The 25,098-nt window shown below is 36.0% G+C and carries 24 protein-coding genes and 2 pseudogenes; 8 read left to right on the forward strand and 18 right to left on the reverse strand.

What is annotated here, in order from left to right:
• Both CVS93_RS02645 and CVS93_RS02650 read left to right on the forward strand, forming a co-directional pair.
• A complete protein-coding gene (locus tag CVS93_RS02645; protein WP_107686474.1) occupies positions 1-375 on the forward strand; it encodes a heat shock protein transcriptional repressor HspR in 375 nt (124 codons plus the stop codon).
• A 3-nt stretch (positions 376-378) separates the two neighbouring features.
• Positions 379-2,004 carry a cation:proton antiporter gene (locus tag CVS93_RS02650; RefSeq protein WP_021090872.1) on the forward strand — a complete coding sequence of 542 codons (1,626 nt, stop codon included), beginning with the start codon at positions 379-381 and terminating at the stop codon, positions 2,002-2,004.
• Between the two features lie 103 nt (positions 2,005-2,107).
• On the opposite strand, the gene CVS93_RS02655 is transcribed toward CVS93_RS02650, so the two are convergent.
• The 3 genes and pseudogenes from CVS93_RS02655 to secA form a co-directional block, all read right to left on the reverse strand.
• Positions 2,108-3,307, reverse strand: coding sequence for an ABC transporter permease (locus CVS93_RS02655; protein WP_107686475.1), 1,200 nt, complete (start codon positions 3,305-3,307; stop codon positions 2,108-2,110).
• Between the two features lie 51 nt (positions 3,308-3,358).
• Positions 3,359-3,460 (reverse strand): annotated as a pseudogene (locus CVS93_RS10055) (SEC-C metal-binding domain-containing protein); the annotation flags it as partial.
• A 108-nt stretch (positions 3,461-3,568) separates the two neighbouring features.
• Positions 3,569-5,965, reverse strand: a pseudogene (gene secA / locus CVS93_RS02660) (preprotein translocase subunit SecA); the annotation flags it as partial.
• A 97-nt stretch (positions 5,966-6,062) separates the two neighbouring features.
• Between secA and lolA the strand changes: the two are divergent.
• The gene (gene lolA, locus CVS93_RS02665) at positions 6,063-6,575 is read left to right on the forward strand and encodes a LolA-like outer membrane lipoprotein chaperone (protein ID WP_054196481.1); all 513 of its coding nucleotides are present in this window, start codon (positions 6,063-6,065) and stop codon (positions 6,573-6,575) included.
• Positions 6,576-6,601: 26 nt separating this feature from the next.
• On the opposite strand, the gene CVS93_RS02670 is transcribed toward lolA, so the two are convergent.
• From CVS93_RS02670 to CVS93_RS02695, 6 genes are read right to left on the reverse strand one after another with little or no spacing between them, the layout of a single operon-like run.
• On the reverse strand, positions 6,602-7,141 hold the full coding sequence (locus CVS93_RS02670) for a hypothetical protein (RefSeq protein ID WP_103619083.1): 540 nt from the start codon (positions 7,139-7,141) through the stop codon (positions 6,602-6,604).
• Positions 7,138-8,457 carry an ATP-dependent DNA helicase gene (locus CVS93_RS02675; protein ID WP_107686477.1) on the reverse strand — a complete coding sequence of 440 codons (1,320 nt, stop codon included), beginning with the start codon at positions 8,455-8,457 and terminating at the stop codon, positions 7,138-7,140. The genes CVS93_RS02670 and CVS93_RS02675 overlap by 4 nt, the downstream gene beginning before the upstream one ends.
• The gene (locus CVS93_RS02680) at positions 8,458-10,467 is read right to left on the reverse strand and encodes an SH3 domain-containing protein (protein ID WP_107686478.1); all 2,010 of its coding nucleotides are present in this window, start codon (positions 10,465-10,467) and stop codon (positions 8,458-8,460) included.
• Positions 10,464-10,958, reverse strand: coding sequence for a chemotaxis protein (locus CVS93_RS02685; RefSeq protein ID WP_107686479.1), 495 nt, complete (start codon positions 10,956-10,958; stop codon positions 10,464-10,466). Before CVS93_RS02685 ends, CVS93_RS02680 begins: the two co-directional genes overlap by 4 nt.
• Positions 10,951-11,397 (reverse strand): DUF523 domain-containing protein, encoded by a 447-nt coding sequence (locus tag CVS93_RS02690; RefSeq protein ID WP_107686480.1) that lies wholly within the window; start codon positions 11,395-11,397, stop codon positions 10,951-10,953. The genes CVS93_RS02685 and CVS93_RS02690 overlap by 8 nt, the downstream gene beginning before the upstream one ends.
• Positions 11,394-12,260 (reverse strand): D-amino acid aminotransferase, encoded by an 867-nt coding sequence (locus CVS93_RS02695; RefSeq protein WP_107686481.1) that lies wholly within the window; start codon positions 12,258-12,260, stop codon positions 11,394-11,396. Before CVS93_RS02695 ends, CVS93_RS02690 begins: the two co-directional genes overlap by 4 nt.
• 104 nt (positions 12,261-12,364) lie before the next feature.
• Here CVS93_RS02695 and CVS93_RS02700 point away from each other — a divergent pair, with 104 nt between their 5' ends.
• On the forward strand, positions 12,365-12,868 hold the full coding sequence (locus CVS93_RS02700; protein WP_107686482.1) for a hypothetical protein: 504 nt from the start codon (positions 12,365-12,367) through the stop codon (positions 12,866-12,868).
• A gap of 132 nt (positions 12,869-13,000) precedes the next feature.
• Here the strand turns inward: CVS93_RS02700 and CVS93_RS02705 are convergent, their stop codons facing one another.
• Positions 13,001-13,294: a hypothetical protein gene (locus CVS93_RS02705; protein WP_107686483.1), complete on the reverse strand. Its 294-nt coding sequence runs from the start codon at positions 13,292-13,294 to the stop codon at positions 13,001-13,003.
• Between the two features lie 2 nt (positions 13,295-13,296).
• Entirely contained in the window at positions 13,297-14,220 is a 924-nt protein-coding gene (rsmH, locus tag CVS93_RS02710) for a 16S rRNA (cytosine(1402)-N(4))-methyltransferase RsmH (protein ID WP_107686484.1), read from the reverse strand.
• A 127-nt stretch (positions 14,221-14,347) separates the two neighbouring features.
• On the opposite strand from rsmH, the gene CVS93_RS02715 reads away from it, so the two are divergent.
• From CVS93_RS02715 to ftsZ, 4 genes are all read left to right on the forward strand, one after another.
• The gene (locus CVS93_RS02715) at positions 14,348-14,935 is read left to right on the forward strand and encodes a class II aldolase and adducin N-terminal domain-containing protein (RefSeq protein WP_107686485.1); all 588 of its coding nucleotides are present in this window, start codon (positions 14,348-14,350) and stop codon (positions 14,933-14,935) included.
• A 139-nt stretch (positions 14,936-15,074) separates the two neighbouring features.
• Positions 15,075-16,532: a peptidylprolyl isomerase gene (locus tag CVS93_RS02720; protein WP_107686486.1), complete on the forward strand. Its 1,458-nt coding sequence runs from the start codon at positions 15,075-15,077 to the stop codon at positions 16,530-16,532.
• Between the two features lie 6 nt (positions 16,533-16,538).
• A complete protein-coding gene (gene ftsA / locus CVS93_RS02725) occupies positions 16,539-17,966 on the forward strand; it encodes a cell division protein FtsA (RefSeq protein ID WP_107686487.1) in 1,428 nt (475 codons plus the stop codon).
• Positions 17,967-17,980: 14 nt separating this feature from the next.
• The gene (gene ftsZ, locus CVS93_RS02730; protein ID WP_107686488.1) at positions 17,981-19,120 is read left to right on the forward strand and encodes a cell division protein FtsZ; all 1,140 of its coding nucleotides are present in this window, start codon (positions 17,981-17,983) and stop codon (positions 19,118-19,120) included.
• A 92-nt stretch (positions 19,121-19,212) separates the two neighbouring features.
• Here ftsZ and CVS93_RS02735 read toward each other — a convergent pair whose 3' ends face one another.
• From CVS93_RS02735 to CVS93_RS02765, 7 genes are all read right to left on the reverse strand, one after another.
• Positions 19,213-19,506, reverse strand: coding sequence for a metal-sulfur cluster assembly factor (locus CVS93_RS02735; RefSeq protein ID WP_021091019.1), 294 nt, complete (start codon positions 19,504-19,506; stop codon positions 19,213-19,215).
• Between the two features lie 3 nt (positions 19,507-19,509).
• Complete coding sequence (locus CVS93_RS02740) at positions 19,510-20,700, reverse strand: peptidase M50 (RefSeq protein WP_107686489.1); 1,191 nt, start codon at positions 20,698-20,700, stop codon at positions 19,510-19,512.
• Between the two features lies 1 nt (position 20,701).
• A complete protein-coding gene (locus tag CVS93_RS02745) occupies positions 20,702-21,040 on the reverse strand; it encodes a hypothetical protein (protein WP_087576898.1) in 339 nt (112 codons plus the stop codon).
• A 73-nt stretch (positions 21,041-21,113) separates the two neighbouring features.
• Entirely contained in the window at positions 21,114-22,154 is a 1,041-nt protein-coding gene (gene msrB / locus CVS93_RS02750) for a peptide-methionine (R)-S-oxide reductase MsrB (RefSeq protein ID WP_107686490.1), read from the reverse strand.
• Between the two features lie 80 nt (positions 22,155-22,234).
• On the reverse strand, positions 22,235-23,767 hold the full coding sequence (purH, locus tag CVS93_RS02755) for a bifunctional phosphoribosylaminoimidazolecarboxamide formyltransferase/IMP cyclohydrolase (RefSeq protein WP_107686491.1): 1,533 nt from the start codon (positions 23,765-23,767) through the stop codon (positions 22,235-22,237).
• 22 nt (positions 23,768-23,789) lie between these two features.
• A complete protein-coding gene (locus tag CVS93_RS02760; RefSeq protein ID WP_107686492.1) occupies positions 23,790-24,362 on the reverse strand; it encodes a hypothetical protein in 573 nt (190 codons plus the stop codon).
• Positions 24,363-25,097: a TerB family tellurite resistance protein gene (locus tag CVS93_RS02765; RefSeq protein WP_107686493.1), complete on the reverse strand. Its 735-nt coding sequence runs from the start codon at positions 25,095-25,097 to the stop codon at positions 24,363-24,365.
• Position 25,098: the final 1 nt, after the last annotated feature.

Here is a 25,098-nt window from a genome sequence, read left to right on the forward strand (position 1 = left end):
ATGCAAAATTATGAAGAACCACTTTTTTTAATAAGCGTTGTTGCAAAGGTTTTAAGCATACATCCACAAACTTTAAGACAATATGAAAGAGAGGGACTTATCGAGCCATCAAGAACAGATGGCAAGATGAGGCTCTACTCACAAAAAGACGTTGATCGCGTAAAAACTATACTAAATTTAACCCGTGAGCTTGGTGTAAATTTAGCCGGCGTTGATGTGATACTTCAGTTGAAAGAAAAAATTGACGATTTAGAATCAACTATTGATGAGCTAAATAAAAAATTGCACGAAGCTACCAGTCAAACTAGTACCAAAAGATCGCTCGTAAAAAGAAAAAATAGCTTTGATCTAGTCTTTTATGAAGGCAAAGAATAATTTATGGAACAAATTTTAGAAGGTTTCTTGCTTGTTGCAGCGATCTCAGTCGCATTAAACGTCATTTTTAAAAAATTTCAGATACCAACCATCATCGGCTACATCGTAACAGGTACGCTTATATCAGAATTTTTCAACCTAAAAAGCAATGATGAAATTTCTCATATCGCGGAATTTGGTATCGCGTTTTTGATGTTTACCATTGGGCTTGAGTTTAGCTTTAAACACTTAATGGGCATGAAAAAAGAGGTTTTTTTAAACGGCGGATTACAGGTTTGTTTAAGTGGCTTTATAATGGGTGTGATGCTTTATTATGCCCTTCACTTAAAAGACGAAACGGCACTTATTGCAGGTCTTGCGCTTGCACTCTCATCAACTGCGATCGTGCTAAAGACACTAAACGATAGTGGCGATGTAAGTAAAATTTACGGCAGAAAAGCACTTGGGATTTTACTATTTCAAGATATTGCAGTCATTCCTATTTTGCTTATGATAGATATGTTTAGCTCGCAAGATGCCTCGATAAATGAGCTTTTACTAAAGACATTTACAAGTGCGATTATTCTTATTGTTGTGCTATTTTTACTTGGTAAATATGTCATAAACTGGATATTTTATAAAGTCATTCAAACAAATTCGCAAGAGGTTTTTATAGCTACGATTTTATTTATGGTCGTTGGCTCTAGTACTTTGGCTCACTTTTTTGGCTTCTCATACTCTTTGGGTGCATTTTTAGCCGGTATGATGATGGCAGAGACGCAATATAAACACCAAATCGAAGTTGATCTTATTCCTTTTAGAGATTTGCTCTTAGGGCTATTTTTCATAACCGTTGGTATGCAGATAAATTTTGCTGTCGTTATATCAAATATCTGGCTTGTTCTAGGCCTAGTATTTAGTGTCATGGTTATAAAAGCGGTTGTTGTTTTTGCTATCTTAAACATCTACTTAAAGCGAAGAGTTGCTGCAAAAACTGCACTTAGTGTTTGTCAGATAGGCGAATTTGCACTAGCTGTTTTTGGACTAATGACTACTAGAAATTTACTTGATATACAAACAGCTCAAATTTTTATCGCAGCCTCAGTTGTGTCGATGTTTGCTACGCCTTTTATACTTAAAAAACTAGACGCAATAGCAGACCTCATAGAACGTGAGATCGTTGTTGAACCAAATGAAACCCTAAAGCCGCAAAAAATAAAAAATCACATCGTAGTCTTTGGCTATGAGAGACTTGGACAAGAAGTCGTTTTGAGACTAAAAGAGACAAAGCTTTTATATCTTGTGCTTGATAATGATATTAGTCTAGTTGAGCTTGGTAGGAGCCGCGGGGAAAATGTATTTTTAGGTAACGTTCTTCAAAGCCATACACTTGAAAATGCCTGCCTAAGCGATGCAGCCGCTGTTATTATAACCGTTAACAATGAGCAAAGAGTGGAGCTCATCGCGCAAAAGATAAAAGACTACGGCGTAAATACCCAAACTATAATAAAAATAAATGGCGAGGGCAATAAAGATATCTTTGGTGAGTTAGGTAAAAATTTCCACCTAATAAACGAAGAGCGCGTCATGGCAAAAACACTCGTACACGAGGCTCTTCAATGCAAAATCGATCATGATATAAGAGCGTAAAAGTATAAATTTATTCTAGAATTTTACGAGTTTATGTTCGGTTTTAAAATAATCTTTTAAAAATAACTTTTACAAGCAACGAGCAAGCCTAAGTCTCTAGGCTCTACTCATTTCTTAAAGTTTGAAGCACATTTACTTCTGTGGCTTTTTTAGCTGGATAGTAAGACGAGATAGCCACGATAAACACAGCTCCAACTACGATAAACACAAGATCGATCGTTGAGAGTTCAAGCGGTAGTTTGCTTGAGCCATAGACGTCAGCTGGCAGGTCTATGATGTTGAAATTTCCAAGTAAAAATAGTCCTAAAAAGCCAAGCGCTAAGCCAAATATAATGCCACCCCCGCCGATTACTAGCCCTTGATAAAAAAAGCTTCTTTTTATCTCGCCTTTGCTAGCACCAAGCGCTAAAAGCAAGGCGATCTCCTGCCTGCGGTTCATCACTGTCATTAGTAGCGAGCTTATGATATTTAGCGACGCTACAAGGATAATAAGCATCAAAACGATAAAAAGTGCCCTTTTTTCAAGTGCAAGCGCTGAGAAAAAGTTTCCATTTTGCTCCCACCAGCCAATGGCAACCGTGCCAGCTGGCAGGCCTTCACGCACTCTTTTAATATCATCAAATGGCTTACTTGAAAAGATATGAATCCCATCATAAACGCCTTTTGGATAGTCTAAAATTTTTCTTAATGCATCAACTGAAGTATATGAAAATGCCTTATCGTATGCGATTAGCCCAGATGTAAATGAGCCACCGATGTCAAAGCGCTTCATCTTTGGCGTTAGTGAAAAGCCAGCAGGATCAGCCTTTGTAAAGATAAGCGTTAGTTTTTCATCGCTTCTTAGTCTAAATTCATTTGCGATGCCACTTCCCACAAGTATCTCAAAACCATCTAGCTCTTTATCTTTTAAAGCTTCATTTACGACTGAGTTTATCTGCTTTTCATCTTTAAAATTTACGCCATAAACCAGTCCACCCTCAAGCGCATTTGCCGAGCGGTAAATGACCTGTGTGCTGATATATGGACTAAATTTAAGATCACTAAATTTAGCCTTTAGCTCATCAACAAAGTCATCATCAATAGAGCCTTTAAAGGCACTTTGAACGGTTATTGGATAGTTCATCGTAAAAAGTTTGCGCTCAAATTCTTTGTCAAATCCATTCATAATCGCCATCGCAACGATTAAGACCATAAGTCCGATGCTAACACCAAGAAAGGCGAGCAAGGCACTTAGAGTGATAAATGGCTGAGTTTTATCAAATCTTAAATATTTAAAAAGTAGGTACTTTGGTAAGCTTGTCATCAAATAGCCTTTAAAAGATTAAGGCGCTTTGGCGCCTTAAAAGTAGAAATTTTAAGCAAATATGCCTTTTTTAGGGCCACTTTTTCCGTGGCAATCTTTATATTTTTTACCGCTTCCACAAGGGCATGGAGCGTTTCTTGGTATCTTTTTTTCTGGTGTGAAATTTTCATCTCCACCTTGGTTGTTGTAGCTTAAATTTTCATTTTCAGCATTTTGACTAGCTTCAAGCATCATTTTAGCTTGTTCCTCTTGCTCCTCACGGCTCTTAAATCTTAGAACCTGAAGCGTCTTAACACTCTCACTTTTTAGCCTGCTAACTAGCTCCATAAAGAGGTTATAGCTCTCTTTTTTGTATTCAACAAGCGGATCTTTTTGATTATACCCTCTAAGGCCGATACCAGTTTTTAGGATATCCATTTGATAGAGGTGCTCTCTCCACGCATTATCAAGCACTTGAAGGTATAAAATTTTCTCTATCTCTTTTCTTTGCTCTTCATTTAGCACGCTCATTTTCTCGTTATACCTTACTTCAAAAATTTGTGCAAGCTTATCTATTAGCTCATCATACTCTAGGCCTTTTAGCTCGCTCTCGTCTATCTCTTCGCCACAATCTGCAAGGATGATAGAGCATAAATTTTTAATATCAAAGTCATCTTTCAAGCCGCCATGGAAAATTTCAGCCGTATCAAGTAAATTTGCAGCGTACTCTTTTCTATTTTGAGCTATCTTTTCGCTCATATCATAGTTTTTATCAAGTAGCTCGTCGCGGTATTTATAGATAGTCTTTCTTTGCTCATTTGCCACATCGTCATACTCAAGCAAGTGCTTTCTAGCCTCAAAGTGCAAGCTCTCGACTTTCTTTTGAGCATTTTCAACCGCTCTTGTCACCATGCGACTCTCGATACTCTCACCCTCGTCGATACCGAGTCTATCCATGATCGCCTTTATGCGGTCACTACCAAAAATTCTTAAAAGATTATCCTCTAAACTTAGATAAAATCTACTCATGCCAGGATCACCCTGACGTCCAGCACGGCCACGAAGCTGGTTATCTATCCTTCTACTCTCATGCCTTTCGGTGCCTATGATATATAGACCGCCTAAATTTCTAACCTCATCATCGATCCTAATGTCAACACCGCGTCCAGCCATGTTTGTAGCAATAGTCACAGCACCTTTTACACCAGCTTGAGCGATGATCTCGGCCTCTTTTTCGTGGTTTTTAGCATTTAGCACAGAGTGTGGGATGCCAACTTTTTTAAGCATCTCGTGAAGTACCTCACTGCGCTCGATACTTGCAGTTCCCACAAGTACTGGCTGACCTTTTTCGTGAGCTTTTTTAACTTCGTCAATAACTGCTTTAAATTTCTCATTTTGAGTTTTATAGATAAGATCGTTTTGATCTATCCTTTTAACTGGTAAATTTGTAGGAATCGAGATAACTTCGAGGTTATAAATTTGAGAAAACTCAGTGGCCTCAGTCTGAGCCGTACCAGTCATACCAGCAAGCTTTTTATACATCCTAAAGTAGTTCTGATAGGTTGTATCGGCTAACGTTTGGCTCTCTTCTTGGATTTTTACGCCCTCTTTTGCCTCAAGTGCTTGATGAAGCCCCTCGCTAAAGCGTCTGCCCTCGCTTAGACGTCCTGTAAATTCATCAACGATGACGACTTCGCCATCTTTTACGACGTAGTGCACGTCTTTTTCAAAGAGATTGTGCGCTTTTAGAGCTTGATCTAGGTGGTGACTTAGTATGGCATTTTCAAGGTTATATAAATTTTCAACACCAAATAACTTTTCAGCCTTGCTTATACCAGCTTCCGTGATCATTATAGTTCTATTTTTTTCATCTACTATAAAGTCTCCCGTTGGCTTTGAGCCTGGCACATTTGGATCAGCTGGAGTGCCTCTAGTAAGCTGTTTTGCGACCTGATCAGCTCTTATGTAGCCATCAAGCGTACGGTTTGTTGGGCCAGAGATTATAAGCGGTGTTCTAGCCTCATCTATCAAGATACTATCGACCTCGTCTACAATAACGAAGTTGTGGCCTCTTTGCACCTTTTGACCAGCTTCAAATTTCATGTTGTCACGAAGATAGTCAAAGCCAAATTCTGAGTTTGTGCCGTATGTTATGTCCGCGTTATACGCAGCTTGTCTTACGTTATCATCGTATCCGCCACTTAGTATCATATCAACGCTTAAGCCTAAAAAGTTATAAAGCTCGCCCATTTGCGTCGCGTCACGCTTTGCAAGGTAGTCGTTTACGGTTACTACATGCACACCCTTGCCACTCATCGCATTTAAGATAACTGGTAAAGTCGCTACCAAGGTCTTACCCTCGCCCGTTTTCATCTCAGCGATCCTGCCCTCGTTTAGCACCATACCGCCAATTAGCTGTACGTCAAAATGGCGCATCTTAAGCACCCTTTTGCTAGCCTCTCTAACGATCGCAAAAACATCATTTAAAATTTCATCTAAAGTGACTTTTTCTTCTACTACTTGGGCTTTTAGCTCATTAAATTTGATCTTAAGCTCATCATCGCTCATCTTCTCATAAGTAGGCTCTAGCGCATTTATCTGCGCCACACGTTTTATATATTTTTTGACTTCTCTATCGTTTTTGGTGCCAAAAATCTTTCTAAATACCGATGAAATCATTATTTTACCTTCCTAAATTTTTAAACTTTGGATCTTAGCATAGTTTAACTATTTATTTAATTAAACTGGGCTAGAATACGCCAAAAAAGGATAAAAAATGAGAAAATTTTTAGTTGCATCTCTCGTTGCAGTTTGCTCATTTGGTGCTGGCTTAAATTTTAAAAGCCTGCAAAGTGACTTTACGCAAACTGTATTTAGCGAAGGTAAAAGCATAAATTATAAGGGTAGATTTTACGCAAAAAACGACAATACCGCACTTTGGATATATGAAAGTCCAACGCCAAAGAGAATTTATTTTAACAAAGAGCGTGTGATCGTGATTGAGGATGAGCTTGAACAAGCTATCATTTCAAAGCTTGATGATACGCCAAATTTGACGCAGATTTTGGCTCATGCGGAGCAAATTCAACCAACACTTTACAAAGCGATATATGACGGAGTTGAGTACTTTATAACGATCAAAAACACGCTTCCAACGACGATTGACTATAAAGATAAACTTTCAAATAAAATAAAAATAACCCTAAGCAATCCAGTAAAAGATGCGCTCATACCACAAGAAACGCTAACTCCGGTTATCCCGCAAGGTTATGACATTGTAAATCAATAAATTTGGCTAGCTTTAGCCAAATTTACTCACTTCTCTCCAAAATCTTTTCCAAATTCCTGCACATTATTTAGATCAATAGGCTTTTGAACTACGTCATTTGGATCTGGCGAGATGATGATCTCATTGCCCTTTTTCTTCTTTTCTGGTTTTGTTACAATCTCTTCATTAACACTTGGATCGGAGCATAAATTTTGGCTTTTTATTGCTTTTATGATCTCACTTAGCTCAAGATTATTTATCACTTTTATATTTAAGATAAGTACATCATCTATATCAAGAGAGTGCTTTTTGGCTGCGTATTTTATGAAAAGCTCTTTAAATTTCTCTTTTCCCATTGAGGTTAGGATATCCTCCACATAAAAGCTACCAACTATTATGTTTAAAGCATCAAGCACATACGCTTCATTTTCTTCAACATCACGTCCGACAACTTCAAGGTTCATATTTATCTTTTTTGTTAAATTTTGTCCAGCTTTTGAGTAGATATCTGTTTGAAAATCTCTTACTTTTAGTACGTCTGCAAATGCAAAAACACAAAAAGTAAGGCTTAAAAATAGCTTTTTCATAAATTCTCCTTAATATGCAAAAATACGTTTTCTTGGTAAAATTTCTTAACTTCGTCGTCAATTTTAACCACTTTTCTTAAATGCTGCCTAAAATCACTTTTTTTATCATAAAAAAGTTTTAAATTTTTAGGACTTACTGCACGAGAAAGTGCGACGTAGAGTTGTCCTTTGGCAAAAATGTGGTTGATATTGCAAATGAGCGAGTTTATGCTCATTCCTTGAGATTTGTGGATGGTTAGGGCGTAAGCAAGCTTAAATGGAAACTGATAGAGCGATGCTTGTACATTTTCTTCGATCTCATCTTCGTTTAAATTTAATGAACTAAATATATAAGCGGCTTTTTCTATCTCGCAAATTTCGCCACTATCTTTTTTCACGATCACGCTTGAGATGATGCCATTTTCTTTTAAAATTTGCATGATCTTGCCTTGCTCGCCGTTATAGTACTCGCCCCATTTATTTGACGTAAAGATGATTTTTGCACCTATCTTCATCTCCAAATCTCTTGAGATATTTAGCGTATTTGCCCATTTTTCAAACTCTTTTTTATCTAAATTTTCATCCAAAATGCTCACATCTGAGTTTGAAATTTCAAGTGGCTCGTCAAGTTCCAAAAGCCTTTTTTGATTTAGCATTTCAGCCTCGGCATTTCTGCCAAAAAGCACACTCGTATCATCATCTGGCTCTATCTTGGTCACTCTCAAACTCTCTATATAGCTCATTATTTCATCATCTAGCTCGCCAACTCTAAGACGAGAGAGAATCTCATAAAATTTAAGATCGCTTGTACGTTTTGAGACGAGCAGCTCGACATTTGTAAATTTCATCTCCTCCCACGCACTGGAGTTAAAAGCGTATAAAAAATTAAAAAGCCTATTTTCGTTTTGCACCTTTTGCACTGGCGGAAGCTGATAAAAATCGCCCACTATAAGCACCCTACCTTTAAATTTGGAAGTAAGTAGTCGGTATCTTATCATCTCCATTAGATTTGAGCTCACCATTGAAATTTCATCAATTACAAGCAGATCACATGCATCAAGCATATTTCTTAGCTTGCTTAGTTTGTCTTTTTGATGATAGTCAAAGCGTCTTAGCTCCTCATAATCCTTGCAGTAGCCAAATTTAAAAAAGCTATGCAAGCTAACTCCTCCAAGGCTAACGGCACTTATGCCAGTTGAGCCAAGGATTATGACGTTTTTAAAATTTTCTTTGTAGTATCTGATGACAGAGGCAGTTAGATAGCTCTTGCCAACACCGCCACCGCCTGTTAAAAAGACGTTTGAGCGAGATAAAATTTCTAAAATTTGATCTTTCATCTACTCAAACATCTCTGGGCGATACTCAAAATGCATCGTATCAAAGTGCTTCCAGCGTCCACCCCAGATAAATTTATGTTTTTCAAAAACACGCACTATCTTTTCAGGGATGAGGTTTTGATAGCCATTGCTCCACTGCCAGTAGTGGCTCTTTTTTACATTTATATCGATCGCGATGCCGTAGCTGTGCGCACTCAAGCGGTTTGTACCAGCAATAACTCGCCACTTAAATGTCCCACCTGGATCTTTTAAATACTCAAGCAAACTCATATCATGTTTTACCATCTCATTTAGCTCATTGCTTACGTCTTGCAAGGCGGCTGCGGCTCCATTTTTAGAATTAAATTTCAAAGGCAAATTTAAAAAGTCCTTTAGCCAGATGACATTTACTAAATTTGCTTTTACCTCGCTCTCGCTTGAGCCATAAATTTTACCTAAAAACTCATAATTTCTACATCTGCCAGCATCACTTAGTACAGTGCTAAGCGGTGAAAATGCAGCGTAATCAAGCACATTCATATCCTCTATATCGGCCCCGGTGCTACACTCATCATCTTTTTGTTTAAAGTCATCATAGACAAATATTGTTCCATCACCGAATTTGACCAAATTATCCTCAACCTTAACACCATAAGCCCTTTGTAAAGCTGAAATTTTTCTAGCTTTATCGCTTATTACATTTTCTGGCTTTATCACATTTATAGAATCAACCTTTGAAATTAGCAAATTTGAGTTTTGTATGTCGCTTCTGTTTTGTCCGATGTTTAACGTAGTTACTGCCGTAGCACCGATTAACGCTCTGCCGTTATTTTCGGTTTTTAACCCCCAAGCATCATGCACCACATATATATCATCGCCCTTGTATCCAGCATAAAGCATGATATGTCCTGGCAGATGCACAAGCGTAAGATATGGCACACCTTTTTCTTTTATCTCTTTTGTCTTAGCGGCGTTACTAAGTCCTTTTAGATCAAATTTTTGTCCCATATTTGCTTGAGCTCTTGAGTTTCTGGGCAACCACACGCCAAAACTTGCCAGTAAATCTTTGGTAAAAAGCGAGCAATCCCTTAGCTTATCGACCCCACCCCAACCATAAGGCTGAGTAAGAAGAGAGCTAATAAGTGTTTTTAGATTTGAGTCATTAAATTTAAGAGGAAAAAGAGCGCCAACAGGCTTTGGCAACACAAATTCTCTCAAGAGATTTCTTACATAAATTTTACCGTAGTAGTTTTTACTATCCTGTGCAAAAACAGGCAGTATCGCTCCAACTCTTGAATAAAACAAGAAATTTCCGGCCTTATCATAAACTGGCATCTTGTCCGTTTTTATAGTCACAAAACTTGACTTTTGATAGGCATTTGCCTCATCGTCGCTTATAAATTTAATATCCTCGACCTTTACCCAGCCCCAAACCGCATCATCGCTAACAAATGCCCATGCTCTGTCTTTAGAAAGATGCGAGACAAAAAGTGGATGAGCGATGCTTAGGGTTGATTCTTGTAGATAATCAAACGGATAGCCCTCGCCTGGAGTTTGCGGATTTAAAAATATCGGCTCATCGGTTGGAAAATTTCTTAAAGCTGTGTTTGCCGAAGTTAAAGCATAAGCAGAGATACTTGAAAGAGCTGAAAAATTTGCATTGTCCTTTTGTGCGTCAAACCAGCTTTGAGGTATCTGTCTAAAATTTGAGCCAAAATACTTTCTCTTTTCGCTTGGCTTATATATATTAAATGCCCAAAAGACATCGTTTGGATTAAATTTTACGCCCCTTAATGTAAAAACCTTAAACCTTCTTTTTAAAATTTCTTCTTGGTCAAAGCTTGCACTTTGTATATTTTGCGGTAGCGACGAGGCATCTTGCTTCATTTCGAAATCAAGCAAACTAATGCGTTCATTTGGCTTATATACATTTTCATCTGGTAAAGAATTTTGCACACTTGGCTTTGGCTGGGTCTGTGAACATCCCAAAAACAAAGCAACACTAAATGCTAAAAATATACCCTTTTTCAACTCTTTTCCTTATCCTTAAAAATAGCTTCTACAATCAAAACAAAAATGTAAAACATCTTTTCATCGTTATTTTTACAAATTTGTTTCATAGTCTCATTCTCGCTTTTTACTTTTATGTCATTTGACCTTAAAATTTCTACAATATCAGAGTCAAATTTCTTTGAAAGATCGCCCACTTTTACATCATTTAGAGCGTTTAAAAACCTGGTTGTATTGCAATCCATCTGCACTGGCTTGTGATTTAATATATTTTTAAACTCAAGGCTTAGTTTCTTTAGCTTTTTCTTCTTAACATAACTATGAACGATCGTCAAAACAACCAAACTAAAGCCAAAGAAAATGTGTAAATTCAGCGAATTTTCGCTCATCTCCCCATTTAAGAAAAGAATGCCACTCATAAAAAGACCGATCACACAGATAAAAAGCAGCAACAAGATGATATATTTAAAAATCACCTCAAGTATAATGTTGTCTTTTAGCCTATCAAACATCAAGCCCTACTATCTCATCTTCGCTGTAAACTAAAATTTCATTTTCTTTTAACAGTTTTGCTGTGATGCCATCGCCTAAAATAAGCCTCTTACTAAAACTTCCGTCATAAATTTGCCCACTTCCACAACTTGGACTTTTTGATTTTAAAATAGCCTTTTTGCAACCATTTAGTTTGGCTATCTTTAGGCAAATTTCTGCTCCATTTTTGAAATTTTCACTCACATCTTTGCCTGAAAATTTACAAATAACCGCACCATTTTTTATCTCAGCCGGTTCCCTTGGCGTGCTAAGTCCACCGTAAACTTCAGGACAAACAAAAAGCAGATGAAATCTCTTTGAAATTTCATCTAAAATGGCTCTATCCAAGAGATTATTTTCGCCGTTAAATTTACAATTTATGCCGACCAGGCAAGCACTTATTAGGATTTTTTCTCTCAAAGCCCGGCTTCTTTTAAAAGTTCACCAGCATAAATTTCACGAAGTTTGCTTGAAATTTCTCCCACTTTTGCACCATTTATCGCTTTGCCGTCAGCATAGACGACTGGCAAAAGTATAAGCGTAGCAGCCGAGATAAAGACTTCATCAGCACTATAAACTTCATCCATGCTAAATTTTCGCTCCTCTATCTTAAGGCCAATATCTTTAGCAATCTTTAAAAGTCTCATGCGGCGAATTCCTGGCAAAATTTCATTTGAAAGTGGTTTGGTTATGAGTGTTTTATCCTTGATAATAAAAGCACTTGAGCTACAGCCCTCTGTAACAAAGCCATTTTCCACCATAAAGCCCTCATCTGCACCTTTTTTGTGAGCTTCATTTTTAGCGTAGCACTGAGCCAGAAGTGAGATAGACTTGATGTCACGCCTTTTCCACCTGATATCCTCGACACTCACGACTTTTATGCCAGTTTTTGCAGCAGGATTGTTTAAAATTTCACTCTCATAGCAAAAGATAAAGACACTTGGTGTTAAATTTTCTATGAAATAGAAATTTCTAAACGCCACGCCTCTTGTTACTTGCATGTAAATTCCGCCCTCTTTTAAGGCGTTTTTAGCGATTATCTCGTTTAAAATCGCTTCAAATTTTTCCTTTTCGTAGGGTAAGCTTATATCTATCTCGTTTAAGCTTCTTTCAAATCTTGACCAAAATCCATCTTTATCAACCATTTTTGAATTTATCACAGGCACAACCTCATAAATTCCATCACCAAATATAAATCCTCTATCAAAAGCACTAACTTTTGCCTCGTCTTTTTGCAAAAATTCTCCATTTAAAAAGACGGTTTGTAAAGCTTGATCTGCCATTTTTAGCTCCTTAAATTTTGGGCAAATTGTATCTAATTTTGTTTGAATTTATAGATTCTTAGATATAATGAGCCAAAATTTCAAAGGTAAAAAGTCTATAAAAAATGCAAGAAACTTTAAAAGATAGAATCATAAAAAACGTTTTTTTTGTTTCAAAACAGCCAGTCTTATTTAGGGATCTACTTGAAGCAAATACCCTTTTTAACGAAGGTATGCTAATAGATGGAGCAAAGCTAAATTTTAGATTTAACCATATTAAGCTCTATCAGATTTACGCACTTATCTGTTTTGTCATTTTATTTCCATTGTTAATCATCACGCATCATTTTTTAGCAAAAACTGATGCACACATATCGATAATAGCGACTGCTGTCGTTACTTCGGCCGTTTTCATTGGCTTTGATATGTTTAAAGTTTGGGCAAGAAGAGAGATAAGTCACGATCTTATCAAGAAAGCTTGGAGTGTGCATTTTCCTTATTTTAGCTATGAAAAATACTCAAGCAAGGTCGAAGAAATTTATAATACTGCTATAAAAAATGACATATCAAAAAAAGATTTAGAACAATATATATATGAAAAGCTAATCTCTCAAAAAGAAAGTAATTAGCAAGTTAAAATAGGCTTTTTTATTGAGCTAATTTTATTTTTGTGCAGTTATATACAAAATGGCTATATTATTTGCCAATATAATTGAATCGCAAAAATTTAGATGAGAATAAATAAAGCTTTAAATGTTTCGTTATTTCCATTGGCGCTCTTGCATATTGTTTAAAATTTGATTTTTATAACGTAAATTTTCAAGCTTTATATTAAGAGCTCTATTTTCCTCTAAAAGCATATCTCGCTTACCGCTAATTTCCGCTATATCTCTACTTATATAATAAATTTGATTTGCTATGTAAATTTTTGGCAAAAATATAGCTAGAGCTATAAAAACAGCTAAATAGACCATCACTAATGTCTTAAAGCTTAAATTTACCTCACGTTTTTGCTCCTCGTCGTGAAGCGTTAGTAGCTCTTCTTTTTCTTGCATTTTTATCCCTTTATCTTAAAAACCCGCAGTTTTGCGCTCTTGCTTCGTGAGTTTACCTTTAACTCATTTTGGCTTGCTGTTAGTGGCTTTTTGGTTAAAATTTCTCCTAGTTCGTGATTGTTTCCGCATTCACATCTATAGACGCCAGGTAGGCAGATACAGCTATTTGCCCATTTTTTAAAGCGCTCTTTTACGATCCTATCTTCAAGCGAGTGAAACGTAATAATTGCCACAAGACAATCTTTAAACCCACATTTTTCTATACTATCAAGTAAATTTGTTAGCTCATCTAGCTCACCATTTACCTCTATCCTGATGGCTTGAAAGGCAAGTATTGCAGGGCTAACTCCGCGCCCTTTTATCTGGGCTGTACCTATTAAATTTGCAAGCTCTTTTGCACTCGTTATCTTGCCTAAATTTCTAGCATTTATAATCTTGTTTGTAATCCCAACAGCATTTTTTAGCTCGCCATAATCTCTAAAAATTCTAACCAACTCATCAAAAGAGTATCCATTTACAACGTCATATGCGCTAAAATTTCGCTCTTTATCCATGCGCATATCAAGCGTGCTTGAGCCAAGACTAAAACCCCTATCATCTTTATCTATCTGAAGTGAGCTAACACCGATGTCAGCCAAAATTCCTCTAACATTTAAAATTTCTTCTTGACTTAGCTTGCTAGTCAATTCAGAGAAGTTACTTTTATAAATTTTAACCCTACTACCAAATGGCTCAAGTTTTTTTAGTGAAAAATTTATAGCTTCATTATCTCTATCACAGGCAATTAAATTTAAATTTTTATTTTGAGATAAAATGGCGCTAGAATGCCCAGCATATCCAAGCGTGCAATCTATAAAATTTCCATTTAAATTTTTAAAAAAAGATAGAACTTCATCAAGTAAAACACTGATATGTGGACTTTGCAACGCTGCCTCTTTATAGTAAATAGTGTGGAAAATTTATCGAAATTTTACTTAAAAAGCTATCATTACACAAAATTTTACATAAATTTTAAGATAGCTTAAATATAATCGCTTAAACGCAGGAGAAAAAATGGAGCTAGAACACTCAATAAATGAGATAAAAACGATATCACTTTCTATGTTTAGAAAGAATTTTTTTGGCGTCTTTCACGGCTCGATTTCGGCAAGAGTCGAAAAAAATCAATTTATAATCAATAAACAAAATGCCATTTTTGATAATTTAAAAGATGATGATTTGACACTTCTTTTATCAAAAAAAGACTATCGTTGGAATGAAGCTAGTCTTGATGCTGATATACACTTAAATATTTATAAAAATATAAATGAGGCAAGATTTGTTTGCTACGCGATGCCACCATACGCAACTGCCTACGCAATGAAACATGAAAAAATAGTACCGAAAGATTATTTTGGGTATATGAGATTTAATGAAATTTTAGTCTATGATCCAAAACAATATGACGACTGGTATGAGCGTGCAGAAACTGAAATTTATAGATATATGGTTGAAAAAAATACAAACATTATTATCGTTAAAGGATATGGCATTTACGCATACAGTAGAAGCCCTCAGCTTCTTGCAAAAGAGATAGCTTTGCTAGAAAATAGCTGCAAATTGCTTCATTTAACTAGTGGTTATAGCGATTATAGTATTTAAAAATTTTGCTAACAATACTAAAAAATTGTTAGCAAAATTCTTCACAAAGGTATTTTTAAAGCCCCTATTTTAAGCTTATTTAAGGCAATTTTATATAATATATCATACAAATTTCGTTAGTCTTTTAAAGGAAAATTTAATGTTGTCTTGGATGCAAAAACATAAAAAATACCTAGTTGTTACCATTTGGGTAAGTACAATAGCCTTTGTTGGAGCAGGCTTTGTAGGCTGGGGAGCATATGATTTAAACAGCAATCGAGCTACTTCGGTAGCAAAAGTAGGACACAGAAATATAAGCATTCAAGAACTGCAACAAAAATACGATAGTTTATATCAATACTATAATAATCTTTTTGATGGTAAATTAACGCAAGAAAAGGCCAATGAGTTAGGTTTACAAAATGCCGCACTTCAGGCTACAATTCAAGAGAATTTACTATTAAATTTTGCAGACGATATAGGTCTTAGTGTTAGTAAAGATGATATTTTAAAATATATAATCGCTGATCCAACATTTCAAAAAGATGGTACTTTTGATAAAAATTTATACTACGATATTTTAAGAAGAGCTAGAATAAATCCAACTGATTTTGAAGAAAATTTAAAACTAACAATACTACTTGATAAACTTAGAACTATTTTAAATTTACCAGCCAACAAAGAAGACATTGCAATGATGGAAGCAAGCTTTTTTATGCAAGACAAATTAGCAATACAGATAATAAATGCTAATCAAAGTGATATAAAAATAGATGAAAAAGAGCTAAAGGACCTTTGGGAAACAAATAAAAACAACTATATGACAAAGACTATATACGGTCTAGAAACATACTTTATAGAGTCAAATAAAAATGATGTAAATCAAACTACTTTGAGTGACTACTATAACGAAAATAAGGAGAGATACAAAGGCTCTGATGATAAAATCAAATCATTTGACGAAGTAAAGACTGAAGTTATCAAAGACTACAATATCGAGAAAAGCAAGACTGATGCTTTAAAAAAATATACCTCTATCAAAAAAGCTGAGCTTGCAACAAATGATTTTGTTAGTATAAATGAAGATAATGCAACATTCTCACTTGATGAAATAAAAGGGGCAAAAGTTGGTGAGGTTATAAAACCATTTACATATAAAGATGGATATTTAATAGTTAGAGTAAAAAGTATAACTCCTCCACAACCTATGAGTTTTGAACAAGCAAGAGCAATGGTACTTGAAATTTACAAAGATAAAAAGAAAAAAGAAAACTTAACAACCATAGCAAAAGAGTCTTTACAAAATTTCAAAGGTACTGATATAGGCTTTATCAGTAGAGATATAAATAGCTCTATCTCAGGACTAAATGAAAGTGAAACTAGAGCTTTTGTTTCTCAACTTTTTGAAACTAACAATAAAAAAGATTATGTTATATTAGAAGATAAGGCCGTTATATACGATATTTTGGAACAAAGGTTGCTTGTAGATAATATAGATAATAACTATAAGCAAATAACACAGCAAAACGTTACAATGCTTAAAAATAATGAGTTAATAAAAGATTTAACAAACAAACTTAAAAAATACTATGAAATTAAAGAATATATCAAAAGGTAATTTATCTTGAGTACAAAAATTTTAGGTATAGATATCGGCTCTTTCCAGATTTGTGCAGTAATAGCACAACATGATGAAAATGGTATTAAGATAATTGGAATTGGAACTGAAAAAACACAAGGAATAAGAAAAGGTGTTATAACTAATATTGAACAAGCTGCAAAGTCGATAAAAAATGCATTAATAGAAGCACAAAGAGTTGCAGGAACACGCTATGAAAAAGTCATAGTTTCTATTTCTGGTGCGTATACGAAAAGCGTTGACAGTAGTGGTGTAGTGAATATACCAAATCATGAAATAGGTATAAAAGAGATCGAACGTGCTATGCAAATGGCCGATCATACAGCTGATATACCTCATGAATATGAAAAATTACATGTTCTTCCTTATAATTTTAAAGTAGATGGACAAGAACATATCGAAGATCCAATAGGCATGAATGGTAGCAGGCTAGAAGTTCAAACACATATTGTTACAGTACAAAAGTCATCTATTAGCAACCTAAGAAAAGCCGTAAATTTAGCAGGTGTTCAACTAGATAACATAGTCCTTTCAGGATATGCTTCTGCGATAGCAACATTAACAAAAGATGAGAAAGAACTTGGTGCTGCACTTGTTGATATGGGTGGCGCTACTTGTAATCTTGTAGTACATTCTGGAAATTCTATAAGATACAATGAATTTTTACCTGTTGGCTCAGCAAATATTACAAATGATCTTTCTATGGCTCTGCATACACCTCTTCCAAAGGCAGAAGAGATAAAATTAGGCTATGGTACTTTAATAAATAAGTCAGTTGATCTAATAGAGCTTCCGATCCTTGGAGATGAAACAAAAAGTCATGAAGTTTCACTAGACATAATATCAAATGTTATATATGCCAGAGCAGAAGAAACCCTTATGGTACTTGCTAAGATGCTAGAAGATAGTGGCTATAAAGATAGCATTGGTGCTGGAATAATACTTACTGGCGGTATGACTAAGCTAGAAGGTATTAGAGATCTTGCATCTGCGATATTTGACAAAATGCCAGTTCGTATAGCAAAACCAAAAGAAATGGATGGATTATTTGAAATTTTAAGAGATCCAGCAAATTCTTGTGCTATAGGGCTTTGTTTGTATGGTGCTGGCAACTTTAGCCCATACGAAATTGATTCTGAGAAAAAAATGAGATACCAAGGGGAAATAGCCTCAAAACCGAAAGCAAATTTTAGAAATGTTTTTGTAGAAGAAGAAAACGTACAAAATTTTAGACAAGAGGTGCAGGATCCAAATGAAAAAGAGGATAGTTTTTCTGATAAAGATTTTGAATTAGAGATAGCAGATAAATCAAAAAATAAAGAAGAGCTTGCCAATATTGCAGATATTAGCAAACAAGAAAAAAAGCCAAATGCTTTTGCAAAATTTTGGTATAGTATTACACAATTATTTTAAGGAGAATTTCAAAAATGAGTAGCTTCACAGTAGAAGAAAATAAAAGCATCTATGGTGCAAAGATAAAGGTCGTAGGTGTAGGTGGAGGTGGTGGCAATATGGTCAACCACATAATAAGAGTTAATCCAAATTTAAATATAGATCTTATTGTTGCCAATACAGATGCTAAGGCCCTTGAAAATTCTCTTGCACATACGAAAATTCAACTAGGTGAGAAAACAACAAAAGGTCTAGGTGCAGGCATGAGACCTGAAATAGGAAAAGCTGCTGCTGAAGAGAGCTATGATGAAGTAAAAAGTGCACTTGAGACATCAGATATAGTTTTCATTGGTACAGGACTTGGTGGTGGGACTGGCACAGGTGCAGCTCCAGTAGTTGCTCAAGCTGCAAAAGATATTGGTGCACTAACAGTTGCAGTTGTTACTATGCCTTTTATGTTTGAAGGAAAAAAACGTAGAAAACTGGCTGATTGTGGCCTTGAAGAGCTCAGGAAAGAAAGCGATTCTATTGTTGTTATTCCAAACGATAAGCTCCTAACATTAATTGATAAAAATGCTGGCATAAAAGAAAGCTTTGAAATGGTCGATGAAGTACTTGCAAGAGCCGTTAATGGCATGAGTACGATCGTGCTTGATTCAGGAAAAAGCGACATAAATCTAGACTTTGCGGATGTTAGAACGATTATGAGCCATAGAGGACTAGCTTTAATGGGTGTTGGTGAAGCAAGTGGCGAAGATGCAGCGCAAGAAGCTATAAAAAATGCTATACAATCACCGCTTCTTGATAACATGACAATAAATGGTGCATTTGGTATTTTAGTTCATTTTAGAATAAGCCCTAGTTGCCCACTAGCTGATATCAATAATGCGATGAGTATTATTCATGAGGCAGCAGATGAAGATGCTGAAATTATATTTGGTACAACAACTGATGATAAAATAGAAGACAATAAAGTTGAAGTTACAATAATAGCAACAGGTTTTCAAAGCTCACAAAAAGAAGCTGAAAAAAAAGATGAAGCACAAACTTCCAATGCAAGCGATATCATAAAAAAAGAGCGTATATTAAGACTTAAAAAAGTTAGTGGTGGATATGATGAAGACTATATGTCACAGCTTGATGTACCATCATTTATGCGCCATCAAATGGACTAATAAAGAAAAACAAACTCCTTAAAATTTCTAGAGAGCTTTTGCTCTCTAGCTTATTAAAAATTTACAAACCTTTAAATCCAAAAACTTAAAAATTAAACTCCAAGTTGTGCTTTTACAAAATCGCTTGCCATTTGTATATTCCACTCAGGCTCCCAAACAAGGTCGATCTCACACTCTTTGACACCTTCTATATCAAGCACAGCAGTCTCTACCCAGCCAAGTATCATTTCGTGCAGTGGGCAAGATTTAGTTGAAAGTGTCATAGTAACTTTTGCTTTGCCATTTTCATCGCAGCTAGCATCATATATAAGCCCGAGCGAAACGATATCAAAGCCAACTTCTGGATCAACGATATTTGACAGTGCGTTATAAATTTTTTCTTTCATTTTTTATCCTTTAAAACCAGTAAATCTAAAAATATTTATTATATTTATCGATAGCAAAACTATACTAAGAGCTATAAAAATCATACCTGCTTGCACTAAAATTTCTAGTTCAAAGCAAGTTGAGAGAATATAGCAAAGAAGTGAGATAGTATTAAAAGCTATACCAAAATAAGCTATCTTTTTTAGTATCATGGCATCAAGAAGTGGCACTTTTACCTTTCCAACAAAAGGTGCTACGTAGTGATACCATATTAGAAATGGTGCGATCTTGTAAAGATGAGCTACGATAAAAGCAAATAAAAAGCCATATATTAAAAAATATGCAGCTAAATTTAATTTGTCTAAAGCTATAAAAACAGCAGCACCAAGCAAAGCCACCAACGAAAGCACTATATTTACATTCCAGTAATCATACGCCTTTCTAACGCGTTTTTTTAAAATATAAAGTGCTTGAACTATAAAAAGTAAAGCCGCCACACATATTGACAAAATAGACAAATTTTCATTAAAAGCTAGTAAGATACCACCCAAAACATAGCATGCTAGTGAGGCTTTACTAAGTGTAAATTTTAGATCATGAGCTAGTGCAAACATAGGCAAGAGTACACTAGCAGCTCCAAGTATCACAAGAAACACAAAACCTAGCACAAAATAAACGTGAAATTTTAGTGTCATCTCAAAATCAAGCATCAGCGTGCCACTAAGTATCATCAGCAAGCAAAAACCAAGCGTTATTCCAATTAGCAAAAAGATAGCTGAAACAAAAAGTGCAAAGGCCGCAAAGCTCTTTTTTTCATTATCCATGAAGCTTAATGCGTAAGTCGTAGCAAAAAAAGCAAGCGAGCAAAAAAGCAAAACTCCACTAATTTGTAAAATTTTAGCCTCAGCAAATAACATCCCGTAGCACATGCCCAGCAACGATAGACAAAAAATAACCAAATTTAAAATAGCACCTTTTGCTGTAAAAAACGGCTTTTCTAAGATGACTGAAGTTAGCTGATAGAGTGCTCCGATAATAATACTCATAACAAAGCCAACAAAAAATATATGCAAAAAACCAGCTGTATTTAGTGAGCTAATCGCATCAAAATCTGCATAAAAGAATGCCGGCACACTTAATGCCAAAAACAAAATTCCAGCAATAAAATATCCACCAACTAACTTAAATGGTGGTGCGTAAGTATTTAAAAGCATCTTAGTGACAAAGACTCGTATCTACGTCTTCTATATTTGCGCCGTCTTTTAGGCTAAAAATCATCTTTACAGCCCCACCATCTATATCTTCACGCTCTATATCAAAGCTCTTATCTATCTTTGGTATAAGACCAGCTGGAAATTTATGATTTAGCATCATAATTTTTGTATTTTTATCAGCAAATTTAATAGCGATTAATGCATTGACCATTGGCTCTGGCGGTACGCAAGGACGTGAGTCAAAGCCAACAAAATTTACGCCATTTTCATTAAATTTATAAAATGGCACGGTTGCACCATCGACACTAAACTGCTCCGCATTTTTGAAAAAATCGCTCATTTTTTCTCCTTTTAATTTTGGAGAATTATACTCTGATTAAACTTTTTAAACTATTGATTTGCTTCAACAAAAGCTATTTTACGTAAGGTATAAATTCCTCGTATCCAAGTCTAGCCATATCTTCAAGCGGTATAAATTTAAGGCTAGCACCATTTATGCAATATCTTAGCCCGCCCTTATCGCTTGGGCCATCATCAAAAACATGCCCGAGGTGCGCGTCACTATTTTGCGACTTAACTTCGACCCTTTTCATCATAAACGAGTTGTCCTCCTTATACGAAAGAGCTGTTGTCGTGATAGGCTTTGTAAAGCTTGGCCAGCCACATCCTGCATCAAATTTATCTGCACTTGAGAAAAGTGGCTTTCCACTCGTTATATCTACATAAATGCCTTTTTGATCAAATTTATCATACTCACTGCTAAATGGCCTCTCAGTCGCTGCTTCTTGCGTCACGGCATACTGCTCGCTACTTAAATTTTTCTTTAACTCATCTTTACTAAGTGGCTTAAATTTCGCCTCATCGTAAAGCGGTTTATCAGCTAAACCTAGATCGATATGACAGTATCCAAAAGGATTTTTATCAAGATAGTCTTGATGATACTCCTCACCTAAGACGAAATTTTTAAGTGGCGCTACCTCAACCACGATCTTATCTTTAAATTTCTTTTGCTCTATTTTCATAAAGCTCTCTATCGTTGGCAGATCACTTTCGCTCACATAGTAAATTCCGCTTCTATACTGCCTACCGACGTCATTGCCTTGTTTATTTAATGAGGTCGGGTCGATCACTCTAAAAAAATGAGCCAAAATTTCAGCCAAAGCGACTCTATTTTCGTCGTATTTTACATAAAGTGTCTCAGTATGATCGCTCTCATGAAGCTCGCGGTAGCTAGTATTTTCGCTCTTGCCATTTGCATAGCCTACCTTTGTATCCACTACGCCAAATATCTTTTTAAAATATCCCTGCATACCCCAAAAGCAACCGCCTGCTAGATAAATTTCTTTTAAATTTTGCCCTGCCATCGTCTGCTCCTTTATAGGCTCATCTTTTGCCATCAAATTTAGACCAAAAAACACTGCCGCCATTAAGATAAATTTTAAGATCTTTTTCATTCTATCTCCTTTCATTTTTGAAAGATTATACGAAAATTAAAGTTATAAAGTGTGAAGAAAGGGGCAAGCGCCCCTAAATTTTAGTGTAAAAAGTGTCTAACGCCAGTAAAGTATAGCGACATGCCATGCTCATCAGCAGCCTCTATCACCTCATCATCTCTAATGCTGCCGCCTGGCTCGATGACACATTTTACGCCGACCTTACTAGCGATATCGATACTATCTCTAAACGGAAAGAACGCCTCACTTGCAAGTACGCAACCGCTTAGATCGATCTTTAGCTCTTTTGCCTTTGCCACGGCTGCACGAGCAGCATCAACGCGGCTTGTCATACCCATGCCAATAGCTACCATTGCGCCATCTTTTACATAAACTACGCAGTTGCTCTTCGTTAGCGCAGCCACTTTCCACGCGATCTGAGCATCCTTTAGCTCGCTACCAGTTGCAAATTTCTTGCTCATTTGCTTCATATTTTCAAGCTCTTCGTCTTTTACATAGTCTCTTTCTTGAAATACAAATCCACCATCAACGTGCTTAAAGTCAAATTTATCATTTGAGCGAACTAAAAATTTATTGTCTTGAGTGAAAATTTTGATACGTTTTTTACTCTCAAATACTTTAAGCGCTGCTTCATCAACATTTGCAGCGATGATTACTTCAACGTAAATTTCATTTATCTTTTTAGCTAGCTCCTCATCAAGCGTACCATTTATCGCTACCACACCGCCATATGCTGATATCGGATCACATTTAAGCGCTGCCACGTAGCTTTCAAGCAAATTATCTTTTACTGCAAAGCCGCAAGGGTTAGCATGCTTGATGATAGCCACAGCTGGCGCGTCATCAAAGCTAGTTGCAAGCATCAATGCGCCGTTTATATCGGTCATATTATTAAAACTAGCCTCGCCTTTTAAGGCTCTAAAGTTGTTTGTAAAGAAATAATCAAACTCATAAAGTGCCCCTTTTTGGTGTGGATTTTCGCCGTATCTCGTGTCAAAAACCTTGCTTCCCACGATAAATCTAGCATCACCAAAACCGCTGTTAAATCTATCGTTCATATAGTTTGCAATCGTGCTGTCGTAAGCTGCTGTGTGCTCGAATGCCTTTATCATCAGCGATCTTCTAAACTCAAAATCATCACTTTTTTCTCTTAGGCGCTTTAAAATTTCATCATAATCAAGCACGTTTGTGACAATTAGCACATCTTTAAAATTTTTAGCCGCACTTCTTACCATAGCTGGGCCGCCGATGTCGATATTTTCGATGATTTCAGCAAAGTCATCTGTCCTAATCGTAGTCTCTTTAAACGGATATAAATTTACACAAACCAGGTCGATACCCTCGATGCCGTACTCCTTTGCCTGAGCCATGTGCGTAGCGTCGTCACGTTTGTGTAGGATGCCGCCATGTATCTTTGGATGAAGGGTCTTTACCCTGCCCTCAAACATCTCAGGTGACGCCGTAAATTCGCTAACTTCAGTCGCTTTGACACCATTTTCTTTTAAAAGCTTAAATGTACCGCCAGTTGAAAGTATCTGCCAGCCAAGCTCTTCTAGCCCCTTTGCAAACTCTACAATGCCCTCTTTATCGCTAACGCTAAGCAACGCTCTCATTTTTTCTCCTTTATTAAATTTTTTATCTTTTTGTTAAACACATACCTTTTACAAGCAAAAGCTGCCCCATTTTTATATCCTTTGCGATATTCTTTATCGATAAGGCTTCTAGCGTAACCATAACATTTGTAGCTACATCTATATAATAGTCTTTTCTCTCTATAAAGTTTTCACGCTTTTGACCAACAATATCAACGCTAAAGGCATAGCTTGAAATTTGATTGCCATCAAAATAACGTGCATCTAATACGCTTAAATTTACAGGTTCCTCTTTCTCAAGCGCCTCGCATATCGGCTTTTTCGAGCTAAATTTCATCACCTTTATGCCGCGATCATACGAAAAGATATACTCACTAATTTCATTTAATTTTTTTACTTGAACTGACATAATATCGCTCTTGTTGCCATCTTTATCGACAAATATTATGCTCACATTGCTATCTTTAACATCGTAGTTGCTGATAACCAACCTTTGATCTTGATAAAGCTCACTTTGTGTAAGCTTAAATTTTATCTCTTTTCCATCGACATTTATCACTTTAAAATCATTACAAAAGCCAGCCACCGCTAGCAGCAAAATAATAAATTTCTTCATCTAAACTCCAAATTTCTCTTTTAATCGCCCATAAGCCTCATTTATCTCTTGAAGCTTTTTGGTCGAGCTTTCTATCACTTCCTTGCTCTCGCCTCTACCCATCAAGATGTCAGGATGATACTGCCTAACAAGCTCTTTATAACGAAGCTTTACCTCATCAAAATTTGCACTCTTGCTAAGTCCTAAAACCTCAAATGGATCATTTTTTTCTATACCGGTATTAGAATTTGTCTTAAATCTTGAACTATAAAAATTATCAAATTTTAAGATGATCTCATCAAGTGTATCTTTGTCAATGCCAAATCCATAAGCGATATTTCGAATGACGGCTTGCTCACTTGCATTAAACTCACCATCAATATAGGCTAAATTTAGAAAAAATGTGAGTCTGGCGACACAAATATCGTAGTTTAGATTAAACGCACGCTTATAGTTTCTGGCGGTTTCGTAGGCGTTATCTACATTTTCTTTTTGACTGTTATAGACATCTTTTAGATACTCACGCACACCGCTAACGCCACTAACTTTTTTACTTAGATCATCAAGCACCTGACTAATGAGCCTAGCTTCTAACTCACCTACTCTACCGTCACTCTTAGCCACTTTTGCCAAGAGTGAGACTAAAAATTTGGCCTCATTTACGTTTGCTTGTTTTCTGCGGTTATTGCTTAACTGTACCTTTAGCAGCAAAAATATAGCACCGCCTAGTATCAATAAAAATAAGATACCAGACATG

The sequence above is a fragment of the Campylobacter concisus genome (genome assembly GCF_003048535.1).
Taxonomy (GTDB): Bacteria; Campylobacterota; Campylobacteria; order Campylobacterales; family Campylobacteraceae; genus Campylobacter_A; species Campylobacter_A concisus_S.